Annotated in this window: 17 protein-coding genes; 11 read left to right on the top strand and 6 right to left on the bottom strand. The window is 67.8% G+C overall.

Features of this window, described 5'->3' with window-relative positions; genetic code table 11:
• The first annotated feature begins 15 nt into the window (after window positions 1-15).
• From ACQPYS_RS11055 to ACQPYS_RS11045, 3 genes are all read left to right on the top strand, one after another.
• On the top strand, window positions 16-1,137 hold the full coding sequence (locus tag ACQPYS_RS11055; RefSeq protein WP_433492512.1) for a muconate/chloromuconate family cycloisomerase: 1,122 nt from the start codon (window positions 16-18) through the stop codon (window positions 1,135-1,137).
• An 11-nt stretch (window positions 1,138-1,148) separates the two neighbouring features.
• Window positions 1,149-1,439 carry a muconolactone Delta-isomerase gene (gene catC, locus ACQPYS_RS11050; protein WP_063036108.1) on the top strand — a complete coding sequence of 97 codons (291 nt, stop codon included), beginning with the start codon at window positions 1,149-1,151 and terminating at the stop codon, window positions 1,437-1,439.
• A 438-nt stretch (window positions 1,440-1,877) separates the two neighbouring features.
• On the top strand, window positions 1,878-3,341 hold the full coding sequence (locus ACQPYS_RS11045; RefSeq protein WP_433492511.1) for an SDR family NAD(P)-dependent oxidoreductase: 1,464 nt from the start codon (window positions 1,878-1,880) through the stop codon (window positions 3,339-3,341).
• Between the two features lie 735 nt (window positions 3,342-4,076).
• Here the strand turns inward: ACQPYS_RS11045 and ACQPYS_RS11040 are convergent.
• A complete protein-coding gene (locus tag ACQPYS_RS11040; RefSeq protein WP_433492510.1) occupies window positions 4,077-5,516 on the bottom strand; it encodes a carboxylesterase/lipase family protein in 1,440 nt (479 codons plus the stop codon).
• Between the two features lie 54 nt (window positions 5,517-5,570).
• On the bottom strand, window positions 5,571-6,476 hold the full coding sequence (locus ACQPYS_RS11035; RefSeq protein ID WP_433492509.1) for an MBL fold metallo-hydrolase: 906 nt from the start codon (window positions 6,474-6,476) through the stop codon (window positions 5,571-5,573).
• 139 nt (window positions 6,477-6,615) lie between these two features.
• Between ACQPYS_RS11035 and ACQPYS_RS11030 the strand changes: the two genes are divergently transcribed.
• A complete protein-coding gene (locus ACQPYS_RS11030) occupies window positions 6,616-7,509 on the top strand; it encodes a helix-turn-helix domain-containing protein (RefSeq protein ID WP_433492508.1) in 894 nt (297 codons plus the stop codon).
• Window positions 7,510-7,977: 468 nt separating this feature from the next.
• A complete protein-coding gene (locus ACQPYS_RS11025; protein ID WP_433492507.1) occupies window positions 7,978-8,151 on the top strand; it encodes a hypothetical protein in 174 nt (57 codons plus the stop codon).
• A 351-nt stretch (window positions 8,152-8,502) separates the two neighbouring features.
• On the opposite strand, the gene ACQPYS_RS11020 is transcribed toward ACQPYS_RS11025, so the two are convergent.
• Both ACQPYS_RS11020 and ACQPYS_RS11015 read right to left on the bottom strand, forming a co-directional pair.
• Window positions 8,503-8,751 carry a cold-shock protein gene (locus tag ACQPYS_RS11020; RefSeq protein ID WP_431941802.1) on the bottom strand — a complete coding sequence of 83 codons (249 nt, stop codon included), beginning with the start codon at window positions 8,749-8,751 and terminating at the stop codon, window positions 8,503-8,505.
• Between the two features lie 98 nt (window positions 8,752-8,849).
• Window positions 8,850-11,621, bottom strand: coding sequence for an AAA family ATPase (locus ACQPYS_RS11015; protein ID WP_433493023.1), 2,772 nt, complete (start codon window positions 11,619-11,621; stop codon window positions 8,850-8,852).
• Between the two features lie 144 nt (window positions 11,622-11,765).
• On the opposite strand from ACQPYS_RS11015, the gene ACQPYS_RS11010 reads away from it, so the two are divergent.
• From ACQPYS_RS11010 to ACQPYS_RS10995, 4 genes are all read left to right on the top strand, one after another.
• A complete protein-coding gene (locus ACQPYS_RS11010; RefSeq protein WP_433492506.1) occupies window positions 11,766-12,632 on the top strand; it encodes an alpha/beta fold hydrolase in 867 nt (288 codons plus the stop codon).
• Window positions 12,633-12,693: 61 nt separating this feature from the next.
• Window positions 12,694-13,563 carry a DUF427 domain-containing protein gene (locus ACQPYS_RS11005; protein WP_433492505.1) on the top strand — a complete coding sequence of 290 codons (870 nt, stop codon included), beginning with the start codon at window positions 12,694-12,696 and terminating at the stop codon, window positions 13,561-13,563.
• Window positions 13,564-13,605: 42 nt separating this feature from the next.
• Window positions 13,606-15,330, top strand: a complete 1,725-nt coding sequence (locus ACQPYS_RS11000) for an MOSC domain-containing protein (RefSeq protein ID WP_433492504.1) — start codon at window positions 13,606-13,608, stop codon at window positions 15,328-15,330.
• 141 nt (window positions 15,331-15,471) lie between these two features.
• On the top strand, window positions 15,472-16,920 hold the full coding sequence (locus ACQPYS_RS10995; protein WP_433492503.1) for a dihydrolipoyl dehydrogenase family protein: 1,449 nt from the start codon (window positions 15,472-15,474) through the stop codon (window positions 16,918-16,920).
• A 173-nt stretch (window positions 16,921-17,093) separates the two neighbouring features.
• On the opposite strand, the gene ACQPYS_RS10990 is transcribed toward ACQPYS_RS10995, so the two are convergent.
• Together ACQPYS_RS10990 and ACQPYS_RS10985 are read right to left on the bottom strand one after the other, a co-directional pair.
• The gene (locus ACQPYS_RS10990; RefSeq protein WP_433492502.1) at window positions 17,094-18,662 is read right to left on the bottom strand and encodes an ArnT family glycosyltransferase; all 1,569 of its coding nucleotides are present in this window, start codon (window positions 18,660-18,662) and stop codon (window positions 17,094-17,096) included.
• Window positions 18,663-18,770: 108 nt separating this feature from the next.
• Entirely contained in the window at window positions 18,771-19,790 is a 1,020-nt protein-coding gene (locus ACQPYS_RS10985) for a hypothetical protein (RefSeq protein ID WP_433492501.1), read from the bottom strand.
• A gap of 103 nt (window positions 19,791-19,893) precedes the next feature.
• On the opposite strand from ACQPYS_RS10985, the gene ACQPYS_RS10980 reads away from it, so the two are divergent.
• Entirely contained in the window at window positions 19,894-20,541 is a 648-nt protein-coding gene (locus tag ACQPYS_RS10980) for a TetR/AcrR family transcriptional regulator (protein ID WP_433492500.1), read from the top strand.
• Between the two features lie 614 nt (window positions 20,542-21,155).
• Window positions 21,156-21,458, top strand: coding sequence for a pentapeptide repeat-containing protein (locus ACQPYS_RS10975; RefSeq protein ID WP_433492499.1), 303 nt, complete (start codon window positions 21,156-21,158; stop codon window positions 21,456-21,458).
• Window positions 21,459-21,612: the final 154 nt, after the last annotated feature.

Raw genomic sequence — 21,612 nt, 5'->3', positions numbered from 1 at the left:
CAGGAAAGAGTTTCGATGTCAGACCTGTCGATCGTCTCGGTCGAGACCACCGTCCTGGATGTACCGCTGGTACGGCCGCACAAGTTCGCCACCACCTCGATGGACGCGCAACCCATCCTGCTGGTCGGGATCACCACCGGCGGTGGCGTCACCGGCTACGGCGAGGGCGTGGTGCCCGGAGGCCCGTGGTGGGGTGGTGAATCGGTCGAGACGATGCAGGCTGTCGTCGAGCGATACCTGGTCCCCGTGCTGCTCGGGCGCCGAGTAGACGAGATCACCGCCATCATGGCCGACATCGAGCGGGTGGTGGCCACCGCCCGCTTCGCCAAAGCCGCCGTGGACGTCGCTTTGCACGATGCCTGGGCCCGCTGCTTGGACGTACCGGTACACACCCTGTTGGGCGGAGCTTTCCGGACAGCGGTGGACGTCACCTGGGCGCTGGGCTCGGCGCCGGTCGAGGAGATCATCACAGAAGCCCGGGACAAGATCGAGAAGCGCCGGCATTTCAGCTTCAAGCTCAAAATGGGCGCCCTCGACCCGGCCGCCGATACCGACCGCGTGCTGCGAGTAACAGAAGCCCTCGCCGGGCAAGCCGGAGTCAGGGTCGATGTGAACGCGCGCTGGGACCGGCTCACTGCCTTGCGCTATCTGCCTCGGCTGGCAGACGGCGGTGTCCAGTTGATCGAACAGCCAACTCCTGGTGAGCAACTGGAGGTCTTGGCGGAGCTGAACGCACTGCTGCCGATTCCGGTGATGGCCGACGAAAGCGTGCACACTCCGCACGACGCCCTGGAAGTCGCCCGCCGCCGCGCCGCCGATGTGATCGCGGTCAAGACCACCAAATGCGGCGGACTGCGCCGCAGCCGTGAGGTGGTCGCAGTCGCCCGCGCCGCGGGGCTGGCCTGCCACGGCGCCACGTCGATCGAGGGGCCGATCGGCACCGCCGCCTCGATTCATTTCGCCTGTTCGGAACCCGGAATAGATTTCGGCACCGAACTTTTCGGCCCTCTACTGTTCAGCGAGGAGCTACTGCAGGAACCGCTGCGCTACGCCGACGGGCAGGTACATCTGCCGACCGGCCCCGGGCTCGGGGTGGAACTGAATATGGACGCCGTCAAACGCTGGTCCCGCAACTAGGAACGATTCACATGCACCTCTACCACGTCCGGATGGACGTCGACATCCCCCGCGACCTCGATGAGGCCGTCCGCACCGATATCGTCACCCGCGAGAAGAAGTACTCACAGGAGCTCCAGCAGGCCGGGAAGTGGAGACATATCTGGCGGATCGTCGGCCAGTACAGCAATATCAGCGTCTTCGCCGTCGAATCGCCCGCCGAACTCCACGAAATTCTCTGGAATCTTCCGTTGTTCCCCTATATGACCATCAGCATTCTGCCACTCACCACTCATCCCTCCGCGATCGAGTCGGTGGCCTGACCCGGCCACCCGACATCTGCGCGCCCGAGGCGTGGAACCACCCTCTTCGTGCACCAGCCCCGAGGGCGGCCCGACCAGCTCGTATCCAAATCTCCAGCAATCCTTCCTGCCACTTCCCCTCGGCGGGTTACACATTCCCGTTCGGTTGACCGGGACCTCGAGGGCGCCGCGCATCGAGCAACATCACCTGGCCTCATATTTCACCAGTCCTTTCGGATCGGCGACGGGCCGGGAAGGTGATGGCGGGGCCGACGCTCGGTGGCAGGCAGTGACGGTGGGCATGCCGTGGGCGCCCCATTACGCGCCGGAATCTCCGTCGGCGGACCGGGTTGATTCCGGTGACCGGGAGGGTTACCGGCCGGAACCCGACAGCACAGGCACGCTGATCTGGAACAGAACCACGCGGGAAGGACGGCACATGCACGGAGGGACCACGCGGTGAGCGCGACCGACGGCCGCGTCGCAGTAGTTACCGGAGCGTCGCGCGGCGCCGGCAAAGGAATCGCTCTGGCTCTGGCCGAGACCGGTATGACCGTCTATGTCACCGGCCGCACTCGGAAGGAGGGGCACAGCGTCGACGGATTACCCGGCACGATCTACCGCACGGCCGAAGACATCGCGGCCCGCGGCGGTACGGGTATCCCGGTGGCTTGCGACCACGGCGACGAAGCGGAGGTTCGCGCCCTCTTCGAGCGGATAGGACATGAGCACGGGCGGCTCGATATCTTGGTGAACAATGCCACCGCGCTCTCCGCGCCACCCGAAACGCCAGGTCAGCCTTTCTGGCAGCGATCACTGGCCGAGGAGTTGAAGCCGCTCGATGTCGGCCTCCGATCCCATTTCGTCGCCGCCTACTTCGCGGCACCGCTGCTGATACACAGCGGCGGCTTGGTCGTGCACACCTCCTCTCCAGGGGCACGCACCTACCTCCCCGGAGTACACGGCCCGGTGTACGGGGCCGGGAAAGCCGGATCGGACAAGCTGGCCCACGATATGGCGCAAGAGTTCCGCCCGCACGGTGTCGCGGTCGTCTCGATCTGGATGGGTGTTCTGGACTCCGAACAGCTCCAGCGTGGCGAGCTCGGCGCCGATCGAATGATCGGCACCCTGTTCCCCGGTGTCGAATCACCCGAGTTGACCGGCCGGATCATCAAAGCTCTGGCCGACGATCCGGCTGTGATGGCCCGCACCGGACATACCTACTGGGGATCCGAACTGGCGAGCGTGTACGGGGTCACCGATCTCGACGGTTCGGTCCCACCGTCCTATCGGGAGTGGCTCGGAGCGCCGTCGGAGTTCCCGGCGGTGGCACCCACCTACGCCGCCTTCCTCGAGCAACGGGCTTCCCGGGCCCAGGAAGCTCACACGAAGGTCGTCACCCGGAACAGTCCGAAGCAGAGCGGCGAGCCGGAGGACACAGGTGCCGACCGGATACCCCTCGGCGACCACGACCGTATCGAAGCTATCAAACGTTTGAAGTATCGATATTGGCGAGCCTGCGATGCCAAGGACCCCGCGGGCATTCGCGCGTGTTTCGTCGAGACCGGTGCGGATATCGATTTCGGCCCACTCGGCCGCTTCGACGCCGACGGGTTGGCTCAGGTGTTCCGGGATATCGCCCTGAGCACACACGAGGGCGGGCACCGGATCCTCGATATGCACCACGGCATGATGCCGGATATCGCCCTGCTCACCGCGACCGAAGCCGTCGGATCCTGGACGCTGCGCTTCACCCAACTCGATCTGCGTGCCCGGACACAGACGCTCGCGGCCATCGAGTACGACGACCGTTACGTACTCGAAAACGGCGAGTGGCGGATGAGCACCTGTCACTCCCGCACCCTCTGGTCCATAACCCAGCCGCTGTCTGCGGAGGCGGCGATCACCGACAACATCGGCTGATCACCGGGCCGTCCGGACCGGGCGCGGTTCGACACTCCGAGCCCGCCGGCCGATCCAAATTGCCACCACGCTGTGCGCGGAAGCCGAGCCGGAAATTCGCGAGATCCGGCCGAAGCATTTCGCTGCCTGCCATTTCCGGCGGAATCGCCCGAGATCTCCGGGCCCGCGCCCGTCTGACAGGGGCCGCGCCGCCCACACGGTGGCCGCGGGTCGGCCGCGGCTCGCATCTTTCGAAACCGGCACGTCGGCACCGGCACGGGATCGTCGGTCTGCCATCCGGTGTACTTCGAGTAGGCGCCCCCGTGGGGAAGTTCGAGTACGACCTGCACGATTCGTGGCCGTATCCAGCGCGGACGATCGGCGCCTGAACGCCGGTATTCCGCACCCCGTGGGTCGCCTCACCCGCGGGGTGCGCGGCGCGTGCGGATCGTCGACATCGAACGTGCGGGCCGAGGTTGCCCCTCAGCGCACGGCCCGCCCAGGGCCGCCGGGTCGACCGAGCGCCCGTCAACCGACAAGCGGCTCGCTATCCGGTGACCATACCGGGCCGACTGCTCGCGATGCCCGAGCGAAGGGCTCGGGTGGCCGTGCCTCCCTCCAGCCGTCGGGCCGAGGCGCTGCGGTCGGTCCTCCTCGGTCTGATCCGCAGAATCCGCGGCCGTCGGCCGGTGGCGGAGGCGGGGTCCGCGGACCCGGGTCTGTCCGGCACGCCGCGGTGAGAACGGTGGGGATCGTTCAGCCACCCAGGGCTTCCGCCTGCGGCCACCGCGGGTCGTACGCCGCCCAGCCGGGGTCGCCGTGGGTCGCGAAGGCGACCCAGGCGCCGTGCACGCGGGCCGCTAGCCCGGCGGGCGCCGGGTCGGGACCGAGCAGACCGGCGTCGCCGTGCAGCCACGGTTCATCGGCGATGTCGAACACGAATGGCAGCTCGACCGTGTGGGTGGCGCCCAGCCGGCCGTCCAAAGCCGTCGAGCGGTAGCCGAACGAGTACACGTGGGTGCGGCCACCGGACAGTCGGGCGTGGGCCTCGGTCATCCGAGCGGTGCCAGCCCCGAAGAGGCCTTCGCCCAGTACCGCCGAGCGCAACTCGCCCGGCGTCGCCCCCGGCCGGGCCGCCCGATGAGCCGCGACCACGGCGGCGGGGTCCGCGCCGACCGTCGCCGCGACTGCGAGCACATCGTCGTCCGTAGACGACTCCAGCTTGCCCTGCGGTACCAGGTAGAGATGGCCCTCCTCGGTGTTGGTGCCGATGAGCAGGCCGACCTCTCCGGCCGGCCCCTCCGCCAGGGCGTCGGCCGGCTGCACGGGCAGGACCAGGGAGAACGGACTCAGCTCGACGAGTGGGTCTGTAGCCGTCGCGGTCCGCAGGTCGATCCCCGCGAGATCCGGCAAGATCTCGAGAAACCTCTCGTCCGGGATCTCGGCGAAGGCCTCCGCTGTGGGCGGGACGCCCAGCGCCCGGGCAGCCGCCGCGGTGACCCGCTGCGCCTGCTCGGGGGTGAAGGCGCCGGTGCCGCTGCCGCTCTGGATGATCGCGCGCCGGAACAGCCCCTTGGCTTCCGGCGTCGCCAGCAGGGCTCCGGTGATGGTCGCACCAGCGGACTGGCCGAACAGTGTGACGTTCGCGGGATCGCCACCGAACGCAGCTATCGTGTCCCGCACCCAGCCGAGTGCGGCGAGGACGTCGAGCAGCCCGCGGTTGGCGGGGGCACCGTCCAGGTCGAGGAAGCCGGGGATGCCGACGCGGTAGTTCACCGTCACCAGCACCACGCCGTCGCGGGCGAACGCCCGGCCGTCGTAGAGCGCGGCGCGGGTGGAGCCGGTGACGAACCCGCCGCCGTGCACGAAGACCATGACCGGCCGCTTCCCGCCGTCCGCGCCGGGCGTGCGGACGTCGACAGTCAGGTATTCCTCGCCGCGCACCCAGCCCGGGCCGAAATAGGGGATCATGTCGAGCCGCCCGAAGTCCCGGGCCGGCTGCGGCGCGGTCGGCGACGGTGCGGTGGCGTCCCGGACACCGGACCAGCCCGGGTGGGACGCCGGTGGCGCGAACCGGCCGGCGCCCGTGGGTGCCGCCGCGTACGGGACGGCGCGGTAGAGCTCGCCGAAGCGGTCACGAACACCACGCACGGCGCCCGCCGGGGTCTCTACGATCGGATTTGCCTGCTGGGGCACGGGAAATGCTTCCTCTCTCGGGTTACTGCGGGGCAGGGGTCGGCCCCACCGGGCTCAGGCGATGCGGGAGAAGCCCGCCCACTCCTTGATGGCGAACTTCGACCCGTCACGCTCGACCTCGGCGCCGCCCTGGCCGCCGAGGTGCGCGGGAAAGACCAGCGCGTTGTCCTCGGCCGCGCGGCCGAGGAGCTTGTGGCGGGTCACCCGGGCTTCGCCCGGGTCTTCGCAGAAGCAGGAGTTGGTCTCCGGCTCCACCAGCTGTAACGGGGTGTGCACCAGATCACCGACGAACAGCGCACGGTCGCCGCCCGACTCCAAGGTCAGCACGGACGACCCGGGGGTGTGGCCGGGCGCGAGATCCAGCCGGAGGTTCCGGTCGATCCGGTACGAGCCGTCCCACAGGTGGATCAGCCCGGCCTCGTGCACCGGAGCGACGCTGTCCTCGAAGACGTTCTGGTTGCCGCGACCCAGCAGTGGTTCGTGGTTGTTGGCCGGATTCCAGAAGTCGAAGTCCTGCCGCGTGATCAGGTACGTCGCGTTCGGGAAGGTCGGCACCCAGGTCCGGCCGTCGAGGTAGGTGTTCCAGCCCACATGGTCGATGTGCAAATGGGTGTTGATGACGACGTCGACGTCTTCGGGCCGGACACCGGCGGCGGCGAGGTGGTCCAGGAAGTTCGTGTCCAGCCGGTTCCAGACGGGCGCGTAGGGGCGGTCCTTGTGGTTGCCGACCCCGGTGTCGACGAGGATGGTGCGGCCTTCGCTGCGCAGCAGCCAGGTCTGGATGGCCGAGAGGCATTCGCCGGTGCCGGTGTCCAGGAAGTCCGGCGCGAGCCAGCTCCGGTGCTCGTCCCAGGCGCCGTCGGGGCTGTCGGGGAAGAAGTCCGCGGGGCCCATCTCGACGGAGCCGTAGTACTCCTTGACTCGGGTGACGGTCACGTCACCCAGCTCGATCTGATCCATGATCACTCCTCGTGAATCGGGGGGCGGCTGCCCTGGCCAGGTCGAGCCTGATCGTGTCCGTGCGCGGCAACCAGCCCCGCCTTGTCCTACCCCCGGCAGGGTGTGGCTGGGCGGTGCCGTCGGCGTGGATAGTGGAGTGATGGACGGACCAAGCCCGCTCGGCGATTTCCTGCAGGCACGGCGGGCCAGGCTGCGCCCGGAAGACGTGGGGCTGCACGACCTCGGGCCACGCCGACGGGTGGCGGGGCTGCGCCGGGAGGAGCTCGCGCAGCTGGCAGGGGTCAGCGTGTCCTACTACACCCGGCTCGAACAGGGCCTGTCCCGTGGCGCGTCGGCGGAGGTGCTCGCGGCGATCGCCGACGCCCTGCTGCTCGACGACCATGAGCGGGACCACCTGGAACGCCTCGCCGGGGCCTCCCGCCGAGTACCGCAGGCGCGAAGGCCCCGCCCCGAGAAGCTCGCCGACGAGACGCGGGACCTGCTGCGCTCCTTCGACGGCGTCCCGGCGCTCGTCCTGGGTCGGCGCACGGATGTGCTGGCGTGGAACCCGCTCGGCCACGCCCTGCTCGCCGGCCACGTCGACCCGCTGAGCCCGGAGGACCCCGCCCGCCGGCCGAACATGAGCCGGATGCTGTTCCTGGACCCGCACTGCCGGGAGCTATACGGGGACTGGCGGCGCAAGGTGCGCGCGGTCGTGGGCAATCTGCGGATCGCCGTCGGCCGTCATCCGGAGGACCGGCTGCTCGCCGAGCTGATCGGCGAGCTGACGATGAAGAGCCCGGAGTTCGTGGCGTTGTGGGGTGATCACCGGGTGACGCCGTGCGACGCCGCCACCTACGAGCTGCGCCATCCTGTCGTCGGCACGGTGACGGTCACCCAGCAGACCCTCGTCCTCGCGCGTTCGCCGGGGCAGTCCGTCGTGGTGTGCACGACGCCCGCCGGGTCACCGTCGGAGGCGGCCATGGCCCTACTGCGGCAGGCGAGCCGGAGCGGTGGATTGACCCTGCCCGACCGCTCCACCGCCGCCCGGTGACCTCGTAGCCCGGCCCCACCGCACCGGCCTTGCGGCAGCTCCACGACCTCCTCGACACCCTTTCCCGAGTGTTTCGACGCCGCCGAGGCCGCGCTCCATGCGGTACTGGCCGGGAACGCCTGAGCGGACGTCGTACAGCTCGCGGGAACGGGTCGATGCCGCCGCCGACATCAAAGGTTGGCCTGCCGATTAGCCGCTACTCGGTGAGGAATGGTTGAGCGGGCCCTACCCGCTACTCACTGGTGCGGTCGCCCTCACGGAATCTATTGTGGCCGTGGAAAAGAGCGGCAGCCCTGTCGACGGCTTCACCTCCACGACGCACGCCCTGCGGTGCGAGCTTTTGGGTTACGTTGCCCGCCGGACCTTCACACAAACGGGACCCATTTATCCATACCTGCATCGAGTGTAATCAGAAGCTGCTTTCCGTCACCGAGGCCTGTGGCGAAGTACTTTCCGGTCTGCTGCGTTGTGGGGCATAAGCCTCGCCCTTGGCAGCAGGGCAGCCTGGTATGGGCGATGGAACTGCTCGAGAACGGCCTGCGGGTGAACCGACAGATGTCCAGTCCGTTCGTTGCCGCATTGGTTCTCGAAGTGCTGCTGGGTACATGCGACCAGGGCAAGCCGAGCGCGCAGCAGTACTGATGGGAGCCGCGGAACAACTGCTGCGGTCCATGGGCAACCCTGCGAGCATTTTCCCTACCTCCCGCCATCACGACGAATGCCTGCTGCTGACGAGATCGAGCGCGCTGTTGAAGAGCTGGGTTCGAATCGGCAGGGTTTCCTTTACTGTTCTGCTTTGATCTTTCTCGGATTGACGCGCGAACTCTCCGGCGATCTGAGGGGGCGAAGGCCGGCGTCCAACTGGCCCCATCACCCCGATCCCGGCAGGGGCCGAGCGCCGTTCGTCGTCGTCGACTTGATCGCCCCGCGTCGACGGAGGCGGGAACGGCCACGGACCCCTGCACCGCCACCACTCGATAACTTCGATAGCACTCAGACAGCCCGGACCCGCAGTGCCCGGGGCCCTTTCGGCACTACGGTGACATCGAACTCGACGATTCGGCCGGCCGACAGCCGGCCTCCGCACCCTATGAGGTCCTCCGCTTCCACCAGGTAATCAGGTCCGCCGTCGAGGGCATCGATGAATCCGAACTCGCGCGCCTCGTCATACCACTTCACCATTCCTTTGGCCACAACGAACCTCCCGTTCGACAAGCTGGAAAGGACTTCGTCACGGTCCATCTGCCGGATCGGTCTCCCCGATCGGTTCCAACTCGAGGGCACACTCCGTCCGGTTCGGCGTATGACTCGGACGCGCGTCACGGGGCCTGATGCCCCGGTCAGCTGGTTGTCGTGTTGGGCAGAACGCGGTCGAGTTGGCTGCGCGAGGTGATATCGAGCTTGGTGAAGACCTTGCGCAGGTGGTACTGGACGGTGCGAGCACTGATGAACAGTCGGGTACCGATCTCCGGATTCGATAATCCATCGCGGGCCATCCGGGCGATCTGGGCCTCCTGGGCGGTCAACTCCTCGGGCTCGACCGGAAGCGAGGACCTACGGGCGGTGCCGCCGGCGACTCGTAGTTCGCGGTGAGCGCGCTCGGCGAACGCGGCAATACCCATCGACTCGAGCATGCCGTGGGCTGTGCGCAGTTGCTCGCGTGCGTCGCCGCGGCGACGCTCTCGGCGCAGCCATTCTCCATACACGAGATGGGCGCGCGCGAGATCGACGCGGAGCCGGGTCTTGCCGAAGTGGGCGATTGCCTCGCGGTAGAGGCGCTCGGCTGTCTCGCCCTCGCTCAGCAGCGCCCGCGACCGTGCCTGTGCCCCCAGCACCCAGTCGGTGCCGCTGGCATCGGCCATTTCGCTGAGCCGGCCACAGGCCCGGCTCGCCGTCTCGGTCATTCCGCAACGCGCCGCGGCCTCGCTCAGCTCGACCAGAGACCAGCACAGCGAAGCGAGATCCGTGTCATCAGTGGTTGCGTGCCGGGCCGCGGCCACAGCCTTGTCGTAGCGGCCGAGGCCATTGTTGAGCGCGGCGTTCGCCCATCCGGCGAAGGTGATCCCGATTCCCTCGCCTCGTCTGGTCACGTCTCTCATGGTGGCATCGATCAGCTCGGATGCCCCGGTCTCGTCGCCGCGCAGCGCGGCCAAACCCATGGCACCGTAGGACGCCAGGCCGCTCCCCGTGGCTTCGGTGACTGCCTCCAGTTCGTCGACCAGGGACGCGGCAGCGGTCAGGGCGCCGGTGAACAAGAGCAGGTAGGCGCGTGCGGTGAGGGCGAGTGGAAGCTCGCTGAGCGCGCCGACCTCGCGTGCGAGCCGAACGTATCGGGCCGAGAGCGCGTCCCAGCGATCGTCGTCCCAGAGCCGCATGGCCGTGATGCACGCCGGATACATCCGGCGCAGCTCCTCTTCGGCAGACATGTCCGCACCGAACCGGGCCAGGGCCCGGCGCAGGACCGGGACTCCTGCCGCGTATCCCGTGTACAGACCTGCTGCCGTGCCGTCGAGAAGGAGGTCGGCAGAGCGGGGCGCATGTGCCGGCCTGGGTGCCGCGCCTGCCGCGGCTGCCACGTCGAGGATTGTGCCGCCCGGGGCGGCCAGGGAGCCTGCGAATATCGCGGCAACCAGGGCGTCCAGATAGGTTGCGCGAGAAAGATCCGCGTCGATGGGCTCTAGCCGCGTGGCGGCCTTCAGCAGCAGTGAGGGGGCATCACCGCCCCGGCTGGTGATGAAGGCGAGCTGGGCGCGCACGACGTCGACGTTCGCCTGCTGCAGGGTGTTGAGCTTTCCGGACTCGGCCATTGTCAACAGGTCCCGCGCCGCGTCGAGGGCGCCCGCCTGAGTCGTGGCCTGCGCGGCCGCCAGCGCCCGTCCGGCCCGTTTCTCCGGGTCGAGCGTCAGCATGGCCGCTCGTTCCAGGAATGCGGCAGCGGCGGCCAGGCCGCCGCGTGCTCGGGCTCGCCCTGCGGAGTGCTCGAGCTCGACGGCGATGTACTCATCGGGGCCGGGGGCTGCTTGGGCCCGGTGCCAGGCACGCCGGTCGGGATCGAGTTGCTGATCGGTGGCTTCGGCCAGGGCCCGATGGACCCGCTGTCTGTCGTGAGCCGACGCCGATCGGTAGGCCGCCGAGCGCGCCAGCGGATGTCGGAACCGCACCCGGGTGCCGAACTCGGCCAGGCCGGCGTCGTCCGCGGGTGCCATCGCATCGGCGCCGAGCCCATACGGGGCGGCTGCTCGCCACACCAGGGCGGGGTCGCCGGACGGGTCGGCCGCCGCGATCTGCAGCAGCAGTCGGGTCTGTTCGGGAAGGGTCCCGATTTGCCGAACGAACTTCTCTTCGATGCTGCCCGAGAGTGCGACCAAGCTGGGAAACCCGAATCCGCCGGCCAGCTCCGACGGGGTCAACCCCCGTGGCAGCTCCAGTAAAGCCAGCGGGTTGCCCCGTGTCTCGAAGACGATCTGGTCCCGTACACGCACATCGATCGGCCCGGTCAACACCGCATCGAGCAGTGCCCGAGCGTCCGCATCGCCCAGCCCCCCGACCGGCAACTCCGGCACTCCCACCAGGTCGCGGCTCACGCTGCGGGTCGCGAAGACCAGGCCGATCGATTCTGTGCCCAGACGGCGCGCGACGAATGCAAGGACCTGCGCCGAGGCGCGGTCGAGCCACTGCAGATCATCGATCAGACATATCAGCGGTCGCCGTTCCGCAATCTCGGACAGCAACCCGAGCACCGCCAAGCCGACCAGGAACCGGTCCGGTGCCGGCCCGGTACTCATTCCGAACGCGGTCCTCAGCGCGTCACGCTGCGGCACCGGGAGATGCTGGAGCCGGTCGAGGTGGGGTGCGCACAGCTGATGCAACCCCGCGAACGCGAGCTCGATCTCCGATTCGACTCCCGCGGCGCGCACGACACGACAGCCCAGCGCCTGCACGGCCAAATACTCCAGCAGGGCCGTCTTGCCCACTCCTGGTTCGCCATGGACCAGCAACGCGCGGCTTTCGCCGGCTCGGACGGCCCCGATCAGCCGGTCTAGCACCCCGCATTCGCCACGGCGGCCCGTCAGCTCCGCCGCACGTCGCCATTCCGGCAGATCCGCGGACACACCCACAACGCCACGTTATCCCTTCCGGCCGGCGAACCGGCGCCGATGACCGGCCATCGGCGGATGCGCCCGCTGCCTCGAGAGCCGCATGCTCGGACCGAGACATTCACAACGGCGTGGGACCGATCGAGAACGGAGCCGAGGATGACGACAATTCATCACCGTTATGCGACCGTTCGCGGACAACGGCTGTTCTACCGTGACGCCGGGCCGTCCGATGCGCCCACCGTGGTACTGCTGCACGGCTTTCCCACCAGCTCGTTCATGTTCCGCAACCTCATCCCACTGCTGGCCGACCGGTATCACATCATCGCCCCGGACCACCTGGGCTTCGGCCTGTCCGACGCACCGCCCACGGACGAATTCGACTACACGTTCGATGCCCTGGCAGACCTGACCGCGGGCCTGCTGGCTCAGCTCGGGATCAGCCGATACGCCCTATACGTCCACGACTACGGCGCACCCGTGGGATGGCGACTCGCCTTGGCGGACCCCGCCACGGTCACAGCGATCATCAGCCAGAGCGGTAATGGCTATGAGGTGGGGCTCGCACCGGAGTTCTGGAAGCCGATACGGGCGTACTGGCAGGACCAGAGCCCGCAGGCCGAGGCGGCGGTCCGCCAAGCACTGACCCTGGACGTCACCCGGTGGCAATATCTACACGGCGTTCCGGATGAGAGCCTGGTCAGCCCCGACACCTGGTATCACGATTTCGCCCTGCTGTCCCGGCCCGGCAACGACCTGGTGCAGTTGCGGCTGTTCACCGACTACGCCGGCAACCTCCCGCTGTACCCGAAGCTGCACGCCTACCTACGTGACAACCGGGTGCCGCTGCTGGCCGTATGGGGCCGCAATGACGAGATCTTCCGGCCCGAGGGCGCGCTCGCCTTCGCCGACGACTCGCCGGGCGCCGAGATCTGTCTGCTCGACGGCGGCCACTTCCTGCTCGAAAGCCATCTCGACGCGGCCGCGGGCTGCCTCCGCGGATTCCTCGGAAGGGCACTGCCGTGACCGGTCCCACCTGACATCACCGGCCCGCAATACCGGGGGTCGAGCCGAAAGGAACGAAACGATGGGACTCTCCTGGCAACAAGGCCCCCTCGCTCCCGCAGCGGTCGGCCGGTTCCTCGTGCCCGACCCGCTGCCGGACAGGATGCTGTTCGCCGAACCACTGCGTCGACGCATGCGGGTCCGGTTCGGCGACACATGGATCGCCGACAGCGAAGATGTCGTACTGTTGCACGAGCCCGGCCGTTACCCGGTCGCCTACTTCCCGCTCCTCGACACCACCGCCGACGCGCTGCAACCGGGCGAGCACACCACCACACACCACGATCTCGGGCCGACGTCCTGGTACACCGTCCGCGCCGGAACGCGGAGCACACAGCGCGCGGCGTGGCAGCATACCGACCTACCCGATTACGCCGGAGACCTTTCGGGCCGAGTCGCCTTCGCGTGGCGGGCGATGGATTCCTTCTACGAGGAGGATGAGCGGATCGTCGGCCATGCCGCTGACAGCTACCACCGCATCGACATCCGCCACACCAGCCGCCACCTGGTCGTCCGCAGCGATGGCCAGGTCGTGGCCGAGAGCACCCGCGCGCTGGCCCTGTACGAGTCCGGGTTCGCGCCCCGCTGGTACGTACCGCGGACCGATATCGACGAATCTGCGCTGACCTCGGTCGAGGGCCGGACCTTCTGCCCGTACAAAGGCCTGGCCGACTACTACGACATCGCCGGCGCCCACCGCGCAGCATGGTCGTACGAGAACGCCTGGACCGAAGTGCGGCGCATCTCCGGGATGGTGTCGTTCGAACCGGACAAGGTCGAGGTGCACCTCGACGGCACCCGACTGCGGCTGGAACCCGGCCAGACCGTGATCTCGCACGGCGTGGACCGCAACCTCACGCCCGACGAACCGATCGCCGCCCGGCAGCCCTGACCAGGCCCGGCGAGACCGCGACCACAGGAAAGGAGCAATCCGATGCCATCGTTGCTGTCGGTGAACGTCGGGATGCCGAAGAACGTCTCCCGGCAGGGCAGGACCGTGCACACCGGCGCGTGGAAGTATCCCGTGCCCGGCGCTGTGATGGCCCGCCGGCTCAACATCGACGGCGACGGCCAAGGCGACACCGATGGCCACGGCGGCGAACAACGGGCCGTGCTGGTGTACCAGATCCAGTCCATCCGACATTGGCAGCACCACTTCGGACGCGAAGACCTCGGCTGCGGACAGTTCGGGGAGAATCTCACCGTCGACGGCCTGCCCGACGACGAGGTCTGCATCGGCGACCGGTATCGCATCGGCGAGGCCGAGTTCGAAGTCACCCAGCCACGGGTCACCTGCTATCGCGTCGGCCTGCGCCTGGGCGAACCCGAACTGCCCGCGCTGTTGGTCGGCCACCACCGTCCCGGCTTCTACATGCGAGTCATCCGCGAGGGATACATTCGGGCAGGCGACCGCATTATCCGGACGAGGACCGGGCCCTGCGCGCTGAGCGTGGCCGATACCGACGCACTGCTCTACCTTCCCGACCGTGATCCTGCCAAACTGCGCCTCGCCCTGGACATCCCCGCACTGAGCCCGGGGTGGCAGGGCTCCTTTCGTGACCTGCTCACGGCTGCCGAGACTACGGACGCTGCCACCGGCCCGGCCTGGAACGGTTTCCGCGCCCTACGGGTGACCGAGGTCGTCCCCGAGAGCACAACGGTTACCTCGATCCACCTGACCACCCCCGACGGAACCCGGCTCCCGGCTGCCCGCGCGGGCCAGTACCTGACGCTGCGGATCCCCAGCACCGGCCGGGACGCTCCAGTGCGGAGCTACTCACTGTCCTCGGCACCCGATACCGGCGGGTACCGGATCAGTGTCAAACGCAAGCCACACGGCACCGCGAGTAGTTACCTGACCACGAAGGTGCAGCCAGGCGACATCCTGGACGCCGCGGCGCCCCGCGGCAACTTCGTGCTCGACGAAGCCACCGCCCCGATTCTGTTCATCTCCGCCGGTATCGGCCTCACTCCGGTGCTGTCCATGCTGCACGAGCTCGCCGCCCGAAGCAGCGACCGCGAGATCTGGTGGATCCACAGCGCCCGCCGACCGCAGGAACTCCCGCTGGCGGCCGAAGCACACGCCCTGCTCAGCTCGCTACCGCATACCCACGAACATGTGTTCTACAGCGCGACGACCACCGAGGACCATGGCTGCGTCCAGGCTGTCTCCGGGCGCCTCACAAAGGATAAGCTGATCGCGCTGTCCATTCCGCCCTCCGGGGCCGCCTACATCTGCGGCCCGGCCTCCTTCATGGCGGATATACGGCATGCCCTCACTGTCGCCGGCATCGACCCGGCCCATATCCGCACCGAACTGTTCGAGTCCCTGCCTTCGATCGACCCGGGCCTCACAAACCGGGCCTCCCTACCTCCCCATCAGCCCGCGGGACCACCCGGCACCGGTCCGCTCGTGACCTTCGCCCGCAGCAGCATTTCGGTGCCCTTCCCCGAGAGCGCGCGCAGCCTGCTCGAACTCGCCGACGCCTGCGACGTCCCCGCCCGCTGGAGCTGCCGCACCGGCGTATGCCACACATGCACCACTGCCCTCTTGTCCGGCGTTGTCACCTACAGTCCCGAACCACTGGAACCGCCACCCGATGGCGAACTGCTCATCTGCTGCGCCCGGCCCGACACCGACACCGTTCTCGACATGTGAAGCTCTCGACGCCATGACCACACCAGCAGCTTCGCCGAATTCGGTGCCCCGAGGACAACAACCCGAGTTCTCCACAACGCCACCGGAGGTATCGGCGACCACACACGACAAGATCAGCACCGACCGTCATGCGAGGAAACAATGATCGAATCACATGAGAGCCAGGCGAACGCCACCTACGACGTAGTCGTACTGGGTGCCGGTCCGGTCGGCCAGAGCATTACCGACCGTGCCCGCGCGGCCGGCCTCACCGTAGCCGTCGTGGAACGCGAACTCGTCGGCGGCGAATGCTCCTACTGGGCCTGCGTCCCCAGCAAAGCACTGCTACGGCCGGTGATCGCGGTATCCGACGCCCGCCGTGTGGACGGCGCACGGCAGGCCGTCACCGACCCGCTGGATACCGCCCGGGTCTTCGCCCGCCGCGATCACTACGTCACCGGCTGGGACGACGCCGGCCAAGCCCAGTGGGTCAAGTCCCTCGGAGCCGACCTCTTCCGCGGACACGGCCGCCTCAACGGTCCCCGCCACGTCACCGTTGCCGGTGACGACGGCACCGGCTATACCCTGATCGCCCGACATGCGGTGGCCGTCGCCACCGGCAGCCGCCCCGTCGTACCCGACCTTCCAGGAATCCAGCAGGTCCGGCCCTGGACCAATCGTCAGGGCACCGACTCCAGCACCGTGCCCCGCCGGCTCGCCATAGTCGGCGGTGGCGGAGTCGGCGCCGAGATGGCCACCCTCTGGCAGGGTCTTGGCTCACAGGTGACCCTGCTCGCCCGGAGTCTCCTGCCGCGTATGGAACCCTTCGCGGGCGAACTGCTTACCGACAGCCTCACCCGGGCGGGCGCCGACGTGCGGATCGGCCGACAGGTGATCTCCCTACGCCGCCCGGGCCCCGCAGCACCTGTCACCCTCACCCTCGACGACAGCAGCGAGGTCGAGGCCGACGAGGTCATGTTCGCCACCGGCCGCGCCCCCGCTACAGACGACATCGGTCTGGAAACCATCGGCCTCGCTCCCGGCTCCTGGCTGGATGTGGACACCACCTGCCTGGTCCGCGGCGTCGACGGCGAGTGGCTGTACGCCCTTGGGGATGTCAACCACCGCGCCCTACTCACTCACCAGGGCAAGTACCAGGCCCGGACCGCGGGCGACGCCATCGGCGCCCGCGCCGCCGATCTCCCGCTGGACGACGCGCCTTGGGGTGACCATGCCACCACAGCCGACCAGCATGCCGTCCCCCAGGTCTTTTTCACCGACCCCGAGGCCGCCGCGGTGGGCTTGACAGCCCAACAAGCAACCCGGGCCGGCCACCGCATCAAGACCATCGACATCGACTTCAATGCCGCCCAAGGCGCCAACCTCTACGCCGACAATTACCGGGGGCACGCTCGGATGGTCGTCGACCTCGACCGGGAGATCGTGCTCGGGATGACCCTCGTCGGCCCGGGGGTGAGCGAGCTCCTGCACTCCGCAACCGTCGCGGTCGCAGGGCAAGTCCCCCTCGCCCGCCTCCGGCACGCGATTGCCTGCTTCCCGACCGTCAGCGAAGTATGGCTCTTCCTCCTCAATGCATACCGAAGCGACTGACCTGGCCGGAGCTCCGGCTCGATCGTCTCGGACAAATCGCTCTCATAAGCCCATCGAACGTGGCGTCTGTGATCGACGATCCACACGGTGCGTCCGCAGAACTCCGCCGCAGACCGTATGCTTGCGAGCGCTCTGGTGCGGGCGGAGCCCCGGTCGAATGCCGGGCTATCCCGTTACCGGGGCCCAGGGGATTCTGGAATATCGGCCGGCCCGATACGGCGAATCGAGGGCCACAGCTCCGCCCACGATGTCGTCAGGTCCTGGCAGAGGAACATCGAAGTGCCGTTCTCCTGATTCGCGATGCCGTGATCGTTGTGCACGGCGGCGACCTCGGTGAGCCGGCCGCAAGCCTGCTCGGCCCACGCCGGGACTATCGAGGGTGCATCGGTACCCATGACGACGACCGTTGTATACCGCTCGGGAGGTGGCCCCCACCAGCCATACGCCTGATGCCCGCTGTAGACAGGCGGAAATCGGGTGTTCTGGGCGGAGAAGTCGGAACCGAACTGCGCTATCGCCCCGGCCTGACCGTAATTATCCGCCACCACAACAGTTTCGGTGCGCACCTCGGCCGGCAGTCGATCAACGACCTCGGCGACCGTGCGGCCCATCTCCGGCCAGCCGATCTGTTCACCGATTTCCCCGTTCACACCGACCACTGGGGTATCGGCGAGCACCGATACCGGCAGTATCGGCAGCGAGAACACCGCTGTGATCGCGGCCGAAACGGCAACCAGCAGGCTCACCGCCAGTGTGCGTAGTTGTCGACCACCGTCGGCAACCCACTGAGAGGCGGCGACACCGGCCGCGGCCAGCAATGGCGGGTAGGCGTCGACCAGATAGTGCTGCTGACCGCTGGTGACGAGAAGTAGTCCCAGCAGAGCGAGGAACGCGACACCGAAGCAGCGCACCCCGGGTCGTCTCAGCAGCCACCAGAGGCCGGCGATCCACACCGGCAGCAGTAGCGGGCCGACGATCACGAGCTGGTAGGCCACCAGTTCCCAGCGGCTGTTTTCGGCACTGATCTCGGTTGCCATCTGCCACTGCGGCCACCCGTTGTGGGCCTGCCAGGCAACCGTCGGTACCGCGATCACCCCTGCCAGCCCCACCCCGACCGGCAACCACCGACCGCGTAGTACCTTCCGCGGACCCATTGCGAAAACAGCACCAAGCACAATCACGGCGTACACGGCGAGGAACACCCGATTGAGCAGACCGAGCCCGAGCACAATTCCGGTGACCGCCCACAAGCGCCGATCACCGGTACGCACCAGACGCGCGACGAGGAACACGAGGGTGGTGGCGAACGCGATATCGAGCGTCGCCGTCGACAGGATATGGCCGGAGACCAACACCAGCACCGAGCTCGCCGCGATCGCGGCGGCGAAGAATTGCGCGCGGCGATCCCCGCCGAATTCCCTGGCGATGAGACCGATCAACACGATCGTGATCACTGCCGCCAGGGCCGCCGGAATACGCAGTGCCATAAGTGACTCCGGCGCAAGCTCGTCGGCGAGCCGGGCCAGCAAGGGACTCAACGGTGGATGATCCGGATAACCCCACGCCAGATGCCGGCCGGACTCGCGGATGTAGAACTCGTCGCGATGAAAGCCGTACCGCTCGGAGCACACCATCAGCACCCCGAGAACCGCGCCCGCGAGCAGAATCAGCGGCCAGAACTCGCCACAGGCAGTACGAAAGCGGCGACGCGGGACCATGTCCGACTCGCTGATGTCACTCACCCCACGATTGTCGAGCCGCGTTGTCTCAGCCGGTTCGGACCACCTCCGCTGATCACAACCTCGACGGTCATCACAGTCTTTTCTCCTTCTGTTCATACCGCGACATGGTCAGCCGCGGTAGTACTCGCCAAGGGCGGTGAAGGCGGCCTTGGGTTCCCAGGGCAGCCCGGGATAGGTGTCTCCGCCGTGGTTCTCCAGAACTTTGACGATGCCGAGGCAGGCCAGATCGAGGTCGTCACGGGGGTCGCCGTCGGGGCGGTGCGGGAAGTTGTCGAGCGCGAAGAGGAACACGAAGGCGCTGTCGACGCCCGCGTCGTCGAATACCTGCAGCAGCTCGCGCAGGTAGTTCGCCTGCCCGGGCTCGTCACGGACGTAGTCACCGGTCAGTCGGAGCGGCGCGCCCTCCTTGCTGTACTCGACCACTTCCAGAACGCGACCACCCCGCCGGCCGGCGTCGCGATAGGCGGCGGTGCCGAACTCCGTGATCGCGACCGGCTTTCCCTGCGCGACGAGTGCGGCCACGCCTGCGGCGAATTGATCGGCGACCTCGGCCGACCGGTAGAGATCCACGCCGATGATGTCGAAATGGTCCCAGTCGACGCGCTCGAGCGGGATAGCGGCGTAAGTGACTTTGCCGCCGAATCGTTCGCGGACGAAACTCACAGCGGCGCCGAGGAAGTCGTTGACCCGTGTGCTGAGCTCGCCGATCCGTTCGGCCATGCCATCCCGCGTGCTCAGCAACTCGAGACGGTCCTGCTGTGTGTCGCCCGGTAGGAATCCCTTGTTCATCAAGCTCAACTCGGCGCCGGTGACGAATACGACCTCGGCGCCCCGCTGCCGCAGCCGTTCCGCCCGCTCGGCGCAGTCGGCGAACAGCGACAGCATCTGCGCGGCAGTCAGCTCGAGCGGGTAAGGCGAGAACCAGACCTCCAGGCCGAGGTCGGCGGCGAAGGTGGCGGCCCGTTCCAGCCGCTCGGGATCACCGCCGATGACGCGGACCGCGGTGCAGTGCAGATCGTCTCTGATGATGCGCAGCTCACGCTCGACCTCGTCCGGGTCGAAGCGCACACGGGAGAGTTCGCCGTTGCTGACGAAGCCAGTGTCGTAGCTGATGCCCTTGCCTCTCATCGGCCTGGTTCCTGTCGTTCGGGGAGTGAGGACGCCAGACTAGAAGATAAATCTGCGTGCACGCAATTTTGCGTACGCGCAGTGAAAGTGGAATCCTGAGACTGTGACGACACGACGGACAGGTTTGCGTGAGCAGAAGAAGCAGGCCACCCGGGAGGCGCTGCGCACGGCGGCACTTCGACTGGCTCTCGAACGCGGACCGGACAATGTGCGCGTCGACGACATCGCAGCGGCCGCCGGCGTCTCACCCAGGACCTACAACAATTACTTCTCCAGTCGCGAAGAGGCGATCGTCGCCGCTGTCACCTCCGAACGGGAAAGAGGGGTCGCGGCGGCAGTGGCCGAGCGGCCCGCCGACCGCCTCGCCGACGTCGTCATCGACGCGATCGTGGATCAGTACACCGCCCAAGGCGAATCCGATCGCGGCGCGCTACTGCTGATCACCACCCACCCCGCACTGCGCACCGCATTCGTTCATACCCCCAGCGCGATCGAACATCCCCTCGCCGACGCCATCGTCGAACGCATCGGCGACGCCGACCCGCACACCGCCCGCGTGCTCGCGGCCAGCGTGGCCGCCGCAGTTCGCGTAGCCCTCCAACAATGGTTACAGCCCGCCCAGACTTCCCCGGCGATCAGCGGACTCGTCGTGCCGTCCGGCGCATTACCGGATCTACTCCGCTCCGCACTCGCACCACTGGCCCCCGCACTCGATGCCGCCGAAAAACGGCCATACCGCCGACATCAGTGAACTCCGAAACCATGGCTGCGCCCACGCTCCGACCTGCACCGGCACACCACGATGACAGAGGGCCCGGATACGGTGGCAGGGTGGTCGCCATCCGCACCCCCGCTCAGCTGCCCTTCGACGATCTCATAAGCCTCGCGTCCCAATAGTCTTCGCGTAGCCGCTCGAGACCATCGACACTGGCACCACACCGGAACTGGTCACAGCCCGCCCGCCAAGCCGAACCAGCCCGCCCCCGCCGACCCCGAAAACTCTGCAAGGCATGGCGGAAACCTATTCTGCCGCGCCAGAGCTGTCGCCTGCCATGGTGACGGGAACTGTCGCGGACGCCGTGATGTGTTGGTGCTCAGGTGTTCAGGACGGACGCCCTGGATCTGTCAACGATCCGAACCGGGCGCAGCCGGAACAATGCCTGCGCCCACCGATTCAACTCGGCACTTCCTGTGCCCGCTCGCCGGCCTGGTCTTCAGTAGCCAGCTTCGAGAGCAAGCCCAAAGACCACGGCCGGCACACCGCAAGAGCTGCAATCGCAAGGCTCGCACTCGCCGTGAACACCGCCTTGTCCGCCACGACCGCGGACACGGCGCCGGCAACGGAAAGCTCTACCGCGCCCCGGAGTGAACCTGCACGACGCATGCCTGGCCCGAGCGAACCCGCGCGGGGCCTACCTGCACCGTGCCGACCTGACACGCACCGACCTGACCGGCGCCGACATCAGCACCACCACCGTCAAACACACCGCACTCATCGGCGCCACCCGCACCGGCGCGAAACTGCTCGACCTGACCGACCTCGAAGAAGCGACCTGGTCGGAGGCCACCCGCTGTGTTCGGGCCGGCAGCCCCATCGAGAAGCCGGTGGCCGTCTTCAGCTCCACGGGCAGGCTGCCGATCTCGACCGAGCCGCCACCGGCGCTATAGTCCGCCAGTCGGCCCCGCGGCAATACCGTTGCTTGACATCGCGAGTGGCAGAACCCAATACAACGGCATTGGGCAGGACGCGGGTAAAGGATGGCATCGGATGACCGGGCCGGCGATGTTGAGCGAGTTGGGAATGGAGCCTGAACCCGTGTGT

Source organism: Nocardia grenadensis (assembly GCF_050942415.1).
Lineage (GTDB): Bacteria > Actinomycetota > Actinomycetes > Mycobacteriales > Mycobacteriaceae > Nocardia > Nocardia grenadensis.
Note: the sequence above shows the minus strand (reverse complement) of the source record. Positions and strands in the feature narration are given on the sequence as shown.

Coding starts and splice junctions, on each gene's coding strand:
- ACQPYS_RS11055 (WP_433492512.1), top strand. CDS start 16: ATGTCAGACCTGTCGATCGTCTCGGTCGAGACCACCGTCCTGGATGTA.
- catC (WP_063036108.1), top strand. CDS start 1,149: ATGCACCTCTACCACGTCCGGATGGACGTCGACATCCCCCGCGACCTC.
- ACQPYS_RS11035 (WP_433492509.1), bottom strand. CDS start 6,476: ATGGATCAGATCGAGCTGGGTGACGTGACCGTCACCCGAGTCAAGGAG.
- ACQPYS_RS11030 (WP_433492508.1), top strand. CDS start 6,616: ATGGACGGACCAAGCCCGCTCGGCGATTTCCTGCAGGCACGGCGGGCC.
- ACQPYS_RS11020 (WP_431941802.1), bottom strand. CDS start 8,751: ATGGACCGTGACGAAGTCCTTTCCAGCTTGTCGAACGGGAGGTTCGTT.
- ACQPYS_RS11010 (WP_433492506.1), top strand. CDS start 11,766: ATGACGACAATTCATCACCGTTATGCGACCGTTCGCGGACAACGGCTG.
- ACQPYS_RS11005 (WP_433492505.1), top strand. CDS start 12,694: ATGGGACTCTCCTGGCAACAAGGCCCCCTCGCTCCCGCAGCGGTCGGC.
- ACQPYS_RS11000 (WP_433492504.1), top strand. CDS start 13,606: ATGCCATCGTTGCTGTCGGTGAACGTCGGGATGCCGAAGAACGTCTCC.
- ACQPYS_RS10995 (WP_433492503.1), top strand. CDS start 15,472: ATGATCGAATCACATGAGAGCCAGGCGAACGCCACCTACGACGTAGTC.
- ACQPYS_RS10985 (WP_433492501.1), bottom strand. CDS start 19,790: ATGAGAGGCAAGGGCATCAGCTACGACACTGGCTTCGTCAGCAACGGC.